Below are 14,324 nucleotides of genomic sequence, written 5' to 3'. Positions count from 1 at the left end.
ATTCGTGGTGATCGGATCCTCCACCTGGTCTCCAAGCTTCCGACGGCAGAGCGGCGGCAGAGTCGTCCCATCGGAACTGAGATGGGGGCGAGATGTACGACGTCGTGGTGGTCGGGGCACGGTGTGCCGGGGCGGCGACCGCGAGGTTGCTGGCGGGGATGGGCCACGACGTCCTCATGGTCGACAAGACGCGACTGCCGAGCGACACGCTGTCGACGCACGGACTCATCCGTGGCGGCGTCGTCCAACTGTCCCGCTGGGGTCTGCTCGATCGCGTCCTGGACAGCGGCGCGCCGGCGATCACGCAGGTTCTGTTCGACATCGAGGGCGAGCCGAAGGTACGGCGGATCAAGCAGCGCGCCGGCGTGGACCTGCTGGTCGCGCCACGACGCCGGGTGCTCGACGGCCTGCTCGCCGACGCGGCGCAGGAAGCGGGCGCCCGGCTACGGACAGGTGTGACCGCGACCGGGGTGCTGCGGTCGGACAACGGAAGGGTCAGCGGAATCGCGGGCCGTACTGCGACGGGCGACCACGTTGAACTGCCTGCCCGGATGGTCGTCGGCGCGGACGGCCGCGGGTCACGCATGGCCGGTTACCTCGGTGCCGAAATAGTCGAGCGGTTCACGTCACCGTGTGCGGTCTTCTACACGTACGTGATCGGTCTCCGCCCGGACACCTATGAGTTCCACATCGCACCGGATGCGTTCGCCGGTGTCTTCCCGACCAACGACGGCGAAGCGTGTGTGTGGCTGATCCGCCCGACACCGCTGCTGGAACCGATCCGGACCGCGGGCACCGGGCGTACCGCCGCCTTCGTCGAACAGCTGGAACTGCTGGTACCCGACCTCGGCCGTCGAGTACGCGCCGGCCGCATCACCGCCCGGCTGCGCGGCACGGCGAATCTGCCGAACTACCGTCGCCAGGCGCATGGCCCGGGATGGGCGCTCGTCGGCGACGCCGGATACCACCGGGACCCGATCACCGGTCACGGCATCACCGACGCGTTCCGGGACGCGGAACTGCTGGCCACCGCGATCGACCGGAGCCTCCGGGACCCGGCCGGCGAGCAGGCCGCGATGACGTCGTACCAGGAAAGCCGGGACGCGATGGCGCGTGAGGTCTTCGACCTGACTCGTGCGCTGACCGCCTTTCCACCACCGGCGCGCTTCGTCGAACTTCAGCTCCAGCTGAGCGACGCACTTGAGCGCGAGGCCGAGCAGCTCGCCGGATTTCCCGGCCCCACGGCTCGCCTGGCCGCCTGAACACCCAGTGAAAGGAACAGGACCATGACCGACACCACGACAGCTCAACCTCGCAACGGTGTGGACACCGAGACTCTGTTCGCCACCATCGACGCCGTCAGGGCCCAGCCCGAGATCGCCCGGTTCCAGTTCCGCGCCACCAACCGGTGGATCAGCGGCACGCACAACCGCGGCACGATCAACGCGTTCTACGGCGCGGGCCAGGAGAACACGCGTCCGGCGGACTTCACCTTCGACGCCGACCACCCGCCGGTGCTCGTCGGAAATGACAACGGCCCGACACCGGCCGAGCACCTGCTGCACGCACTGGCCGCCTGCCTCACCAGTGGTCTCGCGAACATCGCCGCCGCCCGGGGGATCGACCTCGAGGAGGTCACGTCCACGGTCGAGGGCGACATCAACCTGCTCGGCATCCTCGGCCTCGACCCGGATGTCCGCAACGGGTACGAAGCGATCCGGGTCGTCTTCCACGTCAAGGGCGATGCCGAGGCGGAGAAGCTGAAGGCCCTGGTCGAGCAGTCCATGAACCGCTCGGCCGTGTACGACGTGATCACGCACGGCGTGCCGGTGTCGATCGACGTCGCGACCGCCTGATCACAGCGCCTGGAACACTGCCTGCGGATCGACGCCACCGATCACGTGCTCGCCGGCGTACTCGGTCACGACACCGGAGCCGGCGAGCAGGTCGCGCACCGCCGACGTCAGCCACAACGCTCCGGGCGCCGCCCGGTCGGCGAGTGCGATCGCGGTCAGTACGCCGTACGCGTCGAGCTCGGTCTCGTCTCGCGGCACCTCCGCGATGGCCACACCGAGCCTGGCCGTTCCGTGTGGCCGGGCGAGTCCGGCCCGCACCGCTGTCGCCGGACCGTCGAACAGCACCACGATCCGGTCATCCGGGCCCGAGCACCGGCGACCGCCCGCCGCCACCAGGTCGTCCGCGACCTCGTCGGCTCCTGGCCCGGCCGGTGCAGCCACCGCGGCGAGGGCCGACGGGCGAGGTTCGGGTTCGGGCAGGTCGCGCAGGAACGGCTCGATCACGTCGAGGAGCTGATCGGGATCGCCGGCGACGAAATGGTCCTGGCCCTCGATGAACTCCAGCCGGGCGCCGGGAATCCGCTCGGCGAGGTACCGAGCGCCGTCGGGATCGACGAGCGCGTCCCCGAGCCGGTGGAAGACCAGGGTCGGGACCCGGACAGCGGGCAGCGCGTCCCGGACGTCCGCGAGTGCGTTCATGTCCAGCAGCGCCCGTATCGTCGACGGCGTCGCCGAGGCCCGCATGCGCTGGCCCCACCAGCGCTGCATCGCCTCGTCCGCGGACGGGCAGCGCATCCGCATGTCCGCCTCCCAGTCCCAGTGGGTGACGAGCTCCTCGGTGTAGGCGGCCCAATCTTCCTGCCTCCGCGCACAGGGATAGTCCTCCGACCGGACTCGCTTGGCGTACGTCCCGTACAGCACCAGCCCGGCGACGCGTTCGGGGTGGGCCGCGGCGCACAGGATCGCCATCGGCCCACCCTCGGAGTAGCCGACGAGCACTGCCCGCTGAGAGCCGACGGCATCCATCACGGACAGGACGTCGTGCATCCGCGTCTCGACATCCGGCAGGCCGGAGGGCCGGTCCGACATCCCGGTGCCGCGCTTGTCGAACCGGATCAACCGGCCGAACGACCCCAGCCGATGCAGGAAGTGCGCGTGGCGCGGGTCGCCCCAGTCCAGCTCGAGGTGGGACACGAACCCCGAAATCAAAACGATGTCGAGCGGACCGCCACCGGTCACCTGGTAGGCGATGTGGAGCCCGTCGCTGACGGTGTAGCGGATCGGCTCGGTGGCCCGGGGCACCGCCCGCGCCTCGACCGGCGCGACGAACCGGTAGCCCCGGCCGTGCTGGGTCCGGATCATCCGCTGACTGTGGCCATCGTCGCCGAGCGCCCGCCGGACCTGCTTGATCCGGCTGGTGACGGCCGTCTCGCTGACGAAACGGCCGCCCCAGACCCCGTCCATCAGTTCCTCTTTGGGAACCACCCGATCACGGTGCGAGACGAGATAGGCCAGCACATCGAACGCCTGGGGCTCCAACGGCACCCGAACACCACCCCGCCGCACCTCGAACAGGGCCGGGTCGAACTCCAGATCGCCGCCGAACGCGAGCACCACACATCGACTATGACGGGTCAGCCCTTCTGCGTCACCCGGTCGAGCGGTGCCGGCGTCACGGTCTTGTGGGCCTTCAGGTACGCCGCGAACGTCTCATGGTCGGTGGTGTTGCGGACCGGGTCGGTGTAGGCCTTGAAGGCCGAGTAGCCGTCGGCGCCGATCACTGTGTAGGCGAGGGCGGCGACGCGGTAGATCTTGGCCGGGTCGAGTGCGGTGCCTTCGATCTTCACGTCGGCGGGATCGATGCGGTCGCCGACCGGGCGGCTCGCATCGAGGGCGTAGGTGACATTGCCGGACAAGGCGAGGGGTGCGAACTTCACCGTTCCGTTCGTCTGCGTCTGCCACTGCTGCTCGAGAACGGCGTCCAATTGGGCGCCGGTAAGGCTCACGGTCAGCACCGGGTTGCCGTAGCCGTACGCGTCCCACGACTCGCCGAGCATGACGCGTCCGTCGGCGTCGCCCGGCTTGTTGCTGTTGGCAACCAGAAGGTCGCCGCGCAGTGCCGTGGATCCGGCGGCGGGCTTGGCCGCGATCAGGCCGAGGTCCGCAGGCCCGTTCTGCCGGGCGGTCCACAGGTGTACGTCGGCGGCCAGGTCGGCCAGCGTGCTTTCACCAACCGCATTGGCGGTCCGGGTGAAATCACCGGTGATCGTCGCGACCGGCTCGGCGTACTTGCGGTCGCCGGCAGCCGCCCAGTAGTCGACGATCTGCTGGATCTTCGGGTCCGGCGTGACGTCGCGGGTGACGGCGTGGTTGGTCGACGTGGTCCGGTCGCGCAGTACCTCACCGGTCCGGCCGTCGAGCTGCAGGTTGATCTCGTTGATCAGCCGGCCGTGGTTGGCGGCCTCGACCACCGGGCGCGGGTTGCCGTCCGGGTCCGGGATGCTGCAGTTGAACGCGGCGTGCCAGTGCCCGGTGACGATCGCGTCGATCTGCGGCGTCACCTTGCGGGCCAGGTCGATCGCGGGACCACTCGGGTTGATGCAGTTGTCGTACGTCGCCGACGCGTCGGTGCCACCGTCGTGCATGTTCAGCACGATCGCCTTCACGCCCCGCTTGGTCAGCTCGGCGGCGGCGCGGTTCGCCGACTCGACCGGGTCGAGCGCCTTCAGGTCCGGCTGGTACGACGTGGAGCCGACCGGCGTGTCCGGGACAGTCATCCCGATGAAGCCGATCGGGTACGCGCGACCGTGATCGCGGACCCAGCGGATCGTGTACGGCGCGACGATCGTGCGGCCCGTGGCGTCGACGATGTTGGCCGACTGGAACTCGAAGTCCGCCCCGTGGAACCGGCGGCCGGTCGAGTCGGTGAAGCAGCTGTCCACGCCGACCGTGCCGAAGCACCTGCCCTTGGTCATGTGGTCGACCAGGAAGCTCTTCGACACGTCCAGCTCGTGGTTGCCGACGCTGGAGAACTCGACCCCGAGCGCGTTCAGCACCTCGATCGTCGGCTCGTCCGCGTGCGCGTCGACCTCGAACGGCCAGCCGGAGAAGTTGTCCCCGTCCGCGAAGAAGATCGAGTTCTGGTGACCGGCCCGGATGTCCTTCAGATGGGTCGCCAGGTACGCCGCTCCGCCGACGACCTGCGTGGTTCCGTCGGGCCCGGCGATGGTCCCGCCGTCGGCCGGCGACGGCGGCCGCAGGTATCCGTGGAAGTCGGTGATCGACACGAGCTGCACCGGCACCGAGGTGGTTGCGGCCGCACTGTCCGGCTGCGACGGGTCGGCGGCCTGGGCGACCGCGGGGGCCAGGCCGGCCGCTGGGGCCAGGGTGGCTGTCAGTAGGGCCGCGAGACCGGCGGCGAGGGCGCGGGGGCGGCGTACTTTGCGCACAATTGTCTCCTCAGCTGTCCAAACAAGCAGTTCTCAACAGGATGAGAGTGCCCGACACTGAGCGAGATGTCACTATCAAACGGCGCGTCGGCAAAGTCAGAAAGAATCCGCCGGGCGGTACCCCGATGCGCTCCGCTGCCGCAAACTCTCCTCATGACCCTTCCCGTAATCCCTGCACCCGCGACCGAAACCACTCCGGACGGGACCTTCGTCGTCCGCGACGATGTCGCCGTCGTCGCGGAGTCGGCCGAGCTCATCGAGGTGGCCGCACGCTTCGTCGACGACGTCCGGGCCGACGCCGGACTCACGCTGGCCGGCAAGTCCGGTATCACAGTCATGATCGACACGGCCGGCCTCGAGGAGGTCGCGCCCGTCGCTGGTCTGCGGGCCGACGGCAACGAGAACGCCGACGAACGCTACGGGCTCGAGGTCGCCGGCGACGGCGTACGCGTCTGGGGTGCCACGGCGGAGGGCGTGCATCGCGGGCTGACCACGCTCCGGCAGCTCATCGCTGCGTACGCACAGGACGGTACGGCGGTTCTGCCGGCCACCCGCATCATCGACGGCCCCCGGTTTGCGTGGCGCGGGTTGTCGCTGGACGTCGTACGCACGTTCCACGCACCCGACGAGGTTCGCCGGGTCATCGACATGCTCTCGCTGTACAAGCTCAACGTGCTGCACCTTCACCTCACCGACGACCAGGGGTGGCGGGTCGAGGTGCCGTCGCGACCGATGCTGACCGAGGTCGGTGCGAAGGGCGCGGTCGGCGACCGGGCGGGCGGCTACTACACGCGGGACGAGCTGGCGGAGCTGGTTGCGTACGCCGCCGAGCGGTTCGTGACGGTGGTCCCGGAGATCGATATGCCCGGGCACACGACCGCGGTGTTCAGCGCGTACCCCGAGCTGGCGCCGGCCGAGCTCCGGTCGGTCGATCTCGGCGATGGAACCAGCATCCCGCTCAATACCTTCGAACCGGAGCGGCCGGAGATCTGGGCGTTCGTCGAGGATGTGCTGGATGCGGTCATCCCGCAGTTCCCGCAGAGCGCGTATGTGCACATCGGTGGGGACGAGGCGTGGGGGATGCCGGACGAGGCGCACGCGGCGTTCGTGGAGCGGGCCGCCGCGCTCGTTCGCGAGCGCGGGAAGCGGGTGGTGGGGTGGCAGGAGATCGCCCGCGCTGCCATCAGCTCCGACGAGGTCGTGCAGTACTGGCTGGAGCCGCGCCAGCTCGAGTCGCTCGACGGTGACGCCAGCTCGATGGTGCCGGCGGACCTGTTGCCGGTGCTGGTCGAGCACATGAAGAAAGCTGCGCAGGATGTGCCGCGGGCGATCGCCCACGGATCCCGCCTGATCATGTCGCCCACGAGTCGCCTCTACTTCGACTGCCCGCACGCGGAGCCGTCCTCCGATCCCGCCCAGGAAGAGCTGCGACAGCGCGTCGGTCTCCCCTTCTACAGGCCGGTGTCGATCCGCGGCGGCATCGACTGGGACCCGCTCGAGGTCACCCCGGAAGTCACTTCCGACACCCAGATCGCCGGCGTAGAAGCCGCCATCTGGTGCGAAACCATCACCAGCCAAGAAGACCTGGAGTTCATGCTGCTCCCCCGCCTCCCCGGTGCCGCCGAGAAGGCCTGGTCCGCAAACCCCACCGACTGGCCGGATTACGCCACCCGCCTGTCCCACCAGTCCCCCACCTGGCGCAACCGCGAATGGACCTGGTTCAAGTCGGTCGAGATCGACTGGACCTAACACTGATGAGGGGCAGACCGCTCGCCGGCCTGCCCCTCCTCAGCACTCAGCAGGTGGCAGTCGGGGCTGCCCAGTCCGCACGGTCGTTGTAGCCGCCGTCGCCGGCGTCACCGACGACGAGGTCGAGGACGCGTACGCCGGTCAGATCCACATCGACCTGCTTCGGAGTGAACCGGTCGACGACACCGCTGTCGTACAGCACCTTGCCGTCACCGACGACCTGGAACGTCGAGGTCCCGCCTTCCGGCCCGACGTTGCTCACCACATCGTCGATCCCGACGGTCCCGGTCAGCCGCGAGCACGACTTCCCGAGGTAGTAGCGGATGAGCGACGGCGACGCGACGCCAATGCCGGTCGGGTACGTCTGCCCGACGAGCTTGATCGGGTTGCCGCCGCCGACGCTCTCGTCCACGGTCGGAGACATCCAGCCGCTGGTCGCGCTGATCCACTCGTGATGCGAGAGCGGGACGGTCCCGGCCGGCGGCGCGGGGGCGACCACGACCGGTGACACGGTCGTCTGCCGCTGCACGCCGTACCCGATCGCCTGGTACGACGTCGACGCGGTGAGGCTCGCGGATCCGGGCGGGGCCCCGGCCGGGAGCGTCACGGTGAACCCGAAGGTCGCCTGCTTGCCACCGGCCAGAAGATCCGGGGCCTTGGACAACGGCTTGACAGTCCACCCGATGCCACCGGCAAGCGTCACGGCCGGCTGGAGCACCGGCAGCAGTCCGTCGTTGCGGACGGCAACCTGAACGGTCAGCTCGTCGCCACCGGCGACGACCGGCGCGACGCCGTCAGGCTGAGCGTCGGTTCCGACCTTCGTCACCTGCGGAATCCCGGCGGTGACGTGCGGGATCCCCGGCACACCACGCGCGGGCTGCACCCGGAAGAGCGCCGTACCGTGCGCTGGGACCGCCGCGCTGATCACGCCGGCGCTCTCGGTCACCTTGTCGGTCCACGCGTTCTTCAGAGTGAACCGTGGTCCGCTCAGACCGACCGCGGCCGCGGTCGTGGTGAGCGTCTTCGCGCTGTCGCCACGGTTCAGCAGCACGACGGCACGGCTGCCGTCGGCGAGCCGCTTCACCCAGGTCTCCGTCGTCCCCGCGGCACCGACCCGGACAGCCTGAACCGCGGCCCGGTCCTGGTTGATCGCGAGTACGTCGGGATCGGTCAGCATGCCGATCGTCGTCGCACTGAGCTTGCGGATGTCGCTGCCGACCACGAGCGGTGCCGCCGCGACGGCCCACAGCGTGAACTGGGTGCGAAACTCCTCGTCGGTCATCCCGAGCTCGGGCGCCAGGTAGTCCGGGTCGCTGAACGCACCCGGCTTGACCACCTCGGGGTGCCGCGCGTTCGCGTCGTAGTTCCGCAGTACGTCCTTGAACTTGATGTCGCCCTGGAAGCCGACGTCGGTGTAGGTCCGCCACGACTGCGCGATGTCCGGCGCGTAGGTCCAGGAGTTGATCGACTGCTGCGACTCCGGGTAGTTGCCCCAGTCGGGCGAGGTGACCGGGTTGCACAGGTTGAAGATCATCGGCCGGTGGCTCGCGTTGTTGCGGAGTGCGTGCGCGAACTCGGTGAACACGGTCTTCGGGTCCAGGTTGGCCGCGATACCGCACAGATAGTCGACCTTGACCGCGTCGAAGCCCCACGCGGCGAACTGGTCGGCGTCGCGCTGGTAGTAGCCGCCGCTGCCCAGACCGCACCTGCCCGGGATGTACGGACCGGCGTCGGTGTAGATGCCGGCCTTCAGACCCTTGCTGTGGATGTAGTCCACGACCGGCTTGAGCCCGTCCGGGAACTTGGCCGGGTTGGGCTGCAGGTCGCCGGCGTCGCTGCGCGACTGGTCGGCCTGCCAGCCGCCGTCCAGCCAGACGATGTCGTAGCCGGCCTTCGCCAGTCCGCGACTCACCAGCGAGTCGGCGACCGACTTGATCGTGTCCCCGGTGAAGTCGCCGCCGAGACCGTAGTACGTGTTCCAGCCCATGTACGGCGTCGGGCTGAGCACGGGCGTCGCGGCAGGGGCTGCCGTGGCTGAGGTGGTGGCGGTCGCGAGCGAAGCGGTCACCAGGACCGCCGCGATCACCCCGCCGAGTAGTCGCTTCATCTGTTGTCCTTTGCTGCCGTTGAGCGGAGCGGTCAGTCGAGTGCTTCGACGACCAGGCAGTTCGAGTCGGTCGAGCCGTCCCAGCGGACGCCGACCTGCAGCAGATAGCTGCCCGGGTGGACCTCGTCCCCCACCCGGTAGTTCTTCGCGGGATCGAGCTGGACGAGCGGCACGCGTTGCGGCCTGGTCGGCAACGTCCCGCGCACGTTGCCGTCACCCGTCTCCCACAGGAACACCACGGATCGCGTCGTACCGACGTACTGGACGCCGGCCGACAGTCCGTAGACCTTGCTATCGGCAACCAGATCGCGGATGCCCTGGTACTGCTCGATGTGCCGCGCGGCGGTCGCGAGCTGCTCGTCGCTCCAGCGCGACAGGTCGGCGCCGATGCCGAGTACGCCGGCCATCGCGACGTGGAAGCGGAAGTCGAGGGACCGTTCGCGGCCGTCATGGGTGCCGACGGCATCGGTCACCCACGAACTCATCAGATGGGGCGCGAAACCGGTCCGGAACCCCTGCTGGATCCTGAGCCGATCCAGCGGGGCCGTGTTGTCGCTCGGCCAGAGCGTATCGACCCGGGCGGCCATCCCGAGGTCGACGCGGGCGCCGCCGCCGGCGCAGCCCTCGACGTACACGTCCGGATGCTCGGCCCGGAGCCGGTCGAGGATCGCGTACAGGTTCGCGACGACGCGTCCGTCGAGATCACGCCGCTGGTCGCCGGCGTCGAGCCGCGGCCGGTTGGCGTCCCACTTCAGGTACGAGATCCGGTACGACGACAGCAGCCGGTCGAGCGTGGTCCAGATGAAGTCGGCGACGTCGTCACGGCTGAGATCGAGGAGGAGCTGGTTGCGGATGAGGACGGGATCGCGGCCGGGAGTGCGCAAGATCCATTCAGGGTGCTTCGCGGCCAGCTCGGACGTCGGACTCACCGACTCCGGCTCCACCCACAACCCGAAGTCGAGCCCGATCTCCTTCAGTTGCCCGATGAAGGTGTCCAGCCCATCCGGGAACTTGGCCGGGTCGACGTCCCAGTCCCCGAGCCCGCCGGTGTCATCCGATCGCCCGACGAACCACCCGTCGTCCACCACGAACGTCTCGACCCCGATGCTCGCGGCACGCCGCGCCAGCTCGAGCTGATGTTCGGCGCGGATGTCGAACTCGGTCGCGAACCACGAGTTGTAGAGCACCTTCGGCGTGAGCCCCCGCGACAGCGACCGCTCGTAGTCGTGGAAAACGCGCGCGAGCCCATCGGTCCCCTCCGCGCTACACGCGCCCACCGCCTTCGGCGACACCCAGGTCTCGCCAGGCGCCAGCCTGATCCCCACACTCGACGAAACCCGACCAGCCTGGATCCGCAGCAGCCCGGTCGTGTCCACGTCCGCGCTCATCTCCCATGACCCGGACCACGCCAGTTGTACTCCGTACGCCGTCGGGCCGTCGACCGCGAGGAACGGTGAGTACGAGTGCCCGGTGATCCCCTGCGCACTCCCGATCGTGAATCGTCCGCGCTCCAGGGTCACCTCGGCTTGCTGGAACTCGCTGTTCCATTCACCCCACAGGTACTTCACCGTCGTCCCGGTCGGCACCACGAAGCCGGCGGAGTCATGCCGATGCAGCGTGAGCTGGTCGGTCCCGTCGTTGTGCACGGCGACCCACCGCTCCACCACATCACCGGCCATCCGGTAATGCAGCACGAGCCGGATCACATCCACGAACTCCAGTTGCAGCTCGTCGTCCCTTTCACGGGCACCGGCGAACTGCGGGCGGAACTCGTCGGAGCCGTCAGGGCCGCTGACCACCAGGTCGACGGGAGCTGCGTAGCGAACGCCGCGGACGGCGTACTCCAGCGGCTCCACGTCGGCCCGTGGCAGGAAGTGCTCGGTGCCGACCGGGGCTACTACCGACGGGCCTTCGGCTACCGCGTGGGGGCCCCAGGCAACCAACTGGGCCCACTGGCCGTGATCCGGGACGCCGACGACGTACGACGTGGTGTCACCGCGCAACGCCCAGGTCTTCACTTGACCGCCCCGATCGCCAGCCCGCCGACGAAGTGTTTCTGGAAGCGGAGGAAGACGGCGACCGTGGGGACGGCCGCGATGACGGTGCCGGCGGCGATCACGTTCCAGGACGAGACGAACAGGCCTTGGAGGCCGAGCAACGCCGGCGTGACAGGCATCTTCTCGCCGGAGCGGATCACCGTGATCGACCACAGCAGATCGTTGAAGATCCACGTGAAGGACAAAGCGCCGAGGGCAGCGAGAGCGGGCCGGGTCAGCGGGAGGATCACGCTCGCGTAGATCTTCCCCGGTCCGGCCCCGTCGATCGTCGCCGCCTCCTGGATCTCCCGCGGCAGGTCCCGCATGAACCCGTGCAGCACGAAGGTGTAGAACCCGAGCCCGAACCCGACATGTACGGCGATCAGCGCGATCAGCGTGTCGTAGTACCCGATCAACTCCACGAACCGCGAGATCGGGATCAGCAGGATCTGCGGCGGCAGCAGGTTCCCCATCAACATCAGCAACAGGATCGTCCGCCGGAACGGGATGCTGTAGCGCGCCAGTCCGTACGCCGCGATCGACGCCAGCCCCAGACTGAGGATCACCGCCGGAATCGTCACCAGCAGACTGTTGATCAGGGCCCGGAACTCGTCCGCGTCCTCCCACGCCGACTTGTACGTCGAGAACGTGAACGAATGCGGGAGCGATCCCAGCCCGTTCGCCGCGACATCGTCGAAGCTGCGGAACGAGATCACGATCACCCAGAGGATCGGCGCGATCCACAGGAACGAGACGAGCCCCATCGCGACGTGGTAGCCCGACGTCCGCAGGCGGTTCATGTCTCCTCCCGGAAGGCGCGGATCAGGTAGCCGAGGATCACGGCCAGTGCGAGTACGAAGATCACCACGGCCAGCGCGGACGCGTAGCCCAGCTGGGTGGATTGGAACGCGGTCGAGTACATGTAGGTGCTCAGCAGCTCGGACGAGTGATACGGACCGCCCCTCGTCATCGACCAGACGATGTCGAAGGAGCGCAGGGAGTCGATCACGATCACCGATAGCACAACGGAGTTCACGCCCTTGAGCTGTGGGATCGTGACGAACCTCGTTCGCTGCCACGCCGACGCGCCGTCCACCTTCGCGGCCTCGTACAACGCGGGGTCGACTGCCTTCAGTCCGGCCAGGTACAGCACCATCACGTACCCGATCTGACGCCACAGCGCCGGCACGATCACGGCGTACAACGCAGTGTCGGGATCGGCGAGCCACGGCCGGATGAAGTTGCCCAGGCCAACGGTCCGCAGCACGGTGTCGACCAGGCCGTCCGGCTGGTAGAACACCCGCCAGATCAGCGCGGTGACGACCAGCGAGAACACGACTGGGGTGAACAGCGCGGCCCGGTAGATGCCGACGCCGCGGCGCTCCCGCTGTAACAGCAGCGCCATCCCGAAGCCGCCGATCACACTCAACCCACCGAAGAGCACCAGCCAGATCGCCGTGTTCTTCAATGCGGTCCGGAAGATCGGATCCGACACCATGTCACCAAAGTTGCCGAATCCAACGAACCGGGGCGCCGACAACCCGTCCCAGCTCGTCAACGACAACCAGAACCCCTGCAACGCCGGCCAGAACACCCAGATCGCTTCGATGACGAACGGCACCAGCACGAACGCCAGGATCAACGGCGACAGACGCCGTGGTCCGGATCGCTTGGTACGGCGGGACGCACTCCCGCCGGTCCGTTGCCTGGACCGGTCGGGAGCCGTCTCTGTCACTGTGGATGTCACGCTTTGAAGACCTTCTGGGCCGCTGCTTGCCAGTCCTTCAGGATCTGGTCGATCTGATCCGGCTTGTCGAGGAACTTGGTCAGGGCGGCGTCGGCGGTCGGCTGCAGGGCGTCGCTGGAGTCGCGGTTGAAGAACTGGGTCAGCTCCGCCGCGCTCTCGATCATCGCCTTGCCCTTGTTCACCAGCGGGGTGTCGGCCGACTTCCCGTCGGGGTTCGCCGGAATCGCCGTACCAGAAGAGCTCTGCACGTAGATCTCCTGCGCCTCCGGCGTCGCCAGCCAGGCCATGAACTTCTTCACGCCGTCCGGGTCCTTCGCCTTCTTCGACGCGAAGTACCCGTCCGTCGGCGCCTCCTCGGCCACCGGTACGGCGGGATCGATGATCGGGAACTGGAAGAAGTCGATGTCGTCCAGCGCGTCCTTCGGCGCCGAGTCGGCAAAGAACGTGCCGATCAGGAACATCCCGGTCTTGCCGGCCAACAGCGCCGACGTCGCCTCCTGGAACGGGAACGACTTACCCTTCGGGTCGAAGTACGGCAGCGCCTCGCGCCACTTGGTGAAGACCGCCTTGACCTTCGGGTCGGTGAAGTCGCCCTCGCCGGCCAGCAGTTGCCGGTGGAACGGCGCGCCGTTGATCCGGATGTTCAGGTAGTCGAACCACGCGGACGCGACCCACGGGGTGTCGCCGAGACCGATGCCGATCGGCGGGATGCCCTTGCCCTGGATCGTCTTGCAGACCTGGAGGAACTCGGCCCAGGTCTTCGGCGGCGTCACGCCCCACTTGGCGAAGTTCGACTTCCGGTAGAACATGCCCCACCAGTAGTAGCTGGTCGGCACGAAGATCTTCTGGCCGGCGCTGCTGGTGGACAGCGTCTGCATCGACTTCGGGTAGTTGCCCATGCTGTCCCACACGCTCGAGACGTCGAGCAGCAGGTCCTTCTTCGCGTACGAGTCCGCGACCGAGCCGGCGTACCAGGTGTAGACGTCCGGCGGGTTGGCCGAGGTCAGGTACGTCGGCAGCTGAGTTCGGAAGATCTCCGACGCGACCGTGTTCAGCTTGACCTGGGAACCGCCGGTTTTGTTGTATGCGGCAACGAGCTTCTCCATCGCGGCCTTGGCCTGCTCGCTGGAGAGGTTCGACTGCAGCGAGAGCTCACCGGTCGCCGCGCTGCCACTGCCCGGACTCTTCGTCGAGGTAGCGCACCCCGGCACCAGGGCCGCTGCCCCGAGCAGTCCGAGTCCCTTGAGGAAAGTCCGCCGATCTGCTGCCAGACCCGTCATGCCCAAACTCCTGACATCTGCTCGACCAGCGTGCCAGTCGAGTGAGTGGTGTGTTGCCGACGATCTTGCGGCGGACGATCGCAGGTGTCAATATTAATTCGTAAATTACGACAAATCGCTTGACGAGACAGCGGCCGCACGGTCAACTGGTGCCTCGTTC

General features: G+C 68.2%; 10 protein-coding genes. 3 read left to right on the top strand and 7 right to left on the bottom strand.

The window, feature by feature from the left end:
- Positions 1-92: 92 nt before the first annotated feature.
- On the top strand, positions 93-1,262 hold the full coding sequence (locus OG876_RS23335) for an NAD(P)/FAD-dependent oxidoreductase (RefSeq protein ID WP_328518736.1): 1,170 nt from the start codon (positions 93-95) through the stop codon (positions 1,260-1,262).
- A 24-nt stretch (positions 1,263-1,286) separates the two neighbouring features.
- Positions 1,287-1,856 carry an OsmC family protein gene (locus OG876_RS23330; protein WP_328518735.1) on the top strand — a complete coding sequence of 190 codons (570 nt, stop codon included), beginning with the start codon at positions 1,287-1,289 and terminating at the stop codon, positions 1,854-1,856.
- On the opposite strand, the gene OG876_RS23325 is transcribed toward OG876_RS23330, so the two are convergent.
- Positions 1,857-3,413 (bottom strand): alpha/beta fold hydrolase, encoded by a 1,557-nt coding sequence (locus tag OG876_RS23325; RefSeq protein WP_328518734.1) that lies wholly within the window; start codon positions 3,411-3,413, stop codon positions 1,857-1,859.
- A 17-nt stretch (positions 3,414-3,430) separates the two neighbouring features.
- A complete protein-coding gene (locus OG876_RS23320; protein WP_328518733.1) occupies positions 3,431-5,245 on the bottom strand; it encodes a bifunctional metallophosphatase/5'-nucleotidase in 1,815 nt (604 codons plus the stop codon).
- Positions 5,246-5,398: 153 nt separating this feature from the next.
- Here OG876_RS23320 and OG876_RS23315 point away from each other — a divergent pair, with 153 nt between their 5' ends.
- Positions 5,399-6,994: a beta-N-acetylhexosaminidase gene (locus OG876_RS23315; RefSeq protein WP_328518732.1), complete on the top strand. Its 1,596-nt coding sequence runs from the start codon at positions 5,399-5,401 to the stop codon at positions 6,992-6,994.
- A 46-nt stretch (positions 6,995-7,040) separates the two neighbouring features.
- Here OG876_RS23315 and OG876_RS23310 read toward each other — a convergent pair whose 3' ends face one another.
- Genes OG876_RS23310 through OG876_RS23290 form a run of 5 tightly spaced genes read right to left on the bottom strand, consistent with a single transcriptional unit; the run spans position 7,041 to position 14,164 of the window.
- The gene (locus OG876_RS23310) at positions 7,041-9,101 is read right to left on the bottom strand and encodes an NPCBM/NEW2 domain-containing protein (protein ID WP_328518731.1); all 2,061 of its coding nucleotides are present in this window, start codon (positions 9,099-9,101) and stop codon (positions 7,041-7,043) included.
- Positions 9,102-9,133: 32 nt separating this feature from the next.
- On the bottom strand, positions 9,134-11,119 hold the full coding sequence (locus OG876_RS23305) for an alpha-galactosidase (RefSeq protein WP_328518730.1): 1,986 nt from the start codon (positions 11,117-11,119) through the stop codon (positions 9,134-9,136).
- Positions 11,116-11,937, bottom strand: coding sequence for a carbohydrate ABC transporter permease (locus tag OG876_RS23300; RefSeq protein WP_328518729.1), 822 nt, complete (start codon positions 11,935-11,937; stop codon positions 11,116-11,118). The genes OG876_RS23305 and OG876_RS23300 overlap by 4 nt, the downstream gene beginning before the upstream one ends.
- Positions 11,934-12,884 (bottom strand): carbohydrate ABC transporter permease, encoded by a 951-nt coding sequence (locus OG876_RS23295; RefSeq protein WP_328518728.1) that lies wholly within the window; start codon positions 12,882-12,884, stop codon positions 11,934-11,936. Before OG876_RS23295 ends, OG876_RS23300 begins: the two co-directional genes overlap by 4 nt.
- Positions 12,881-14,164 carry an ABC transporter substrate-binding protein gene (locus OG876_RS23290; RefSeq protein WP_328518727.1) on the bottom strand — a complete coding sequence of 428 codons (1,284 nt, stop codon included), beginning with the start codon at positions 14,162-14,164 and terminating at the stop codon, positions 12,881-12,883. Before OG876_RS23290 ends, OG876_RS23295 begins: the two co-directional genes overlap by 4 nt.
- Between the last annotated feature and the right edge of the window lie 160 nt (positions 14,165-14,324).

Origin of the sequence: Kribbella sp. NBC_00359 (genome assembly GCF_036097425.1) — a bacterium.
Lineage (GTDB): Bacteria > Actinomycetota > Actinomycetes > Propionibacteriales > Kribbellaceae > Kribbella.
Note: the sequence above shows the minus strand (reverse complement) of the source record. Positions and strands in the feature narration are given on the sequence as shown.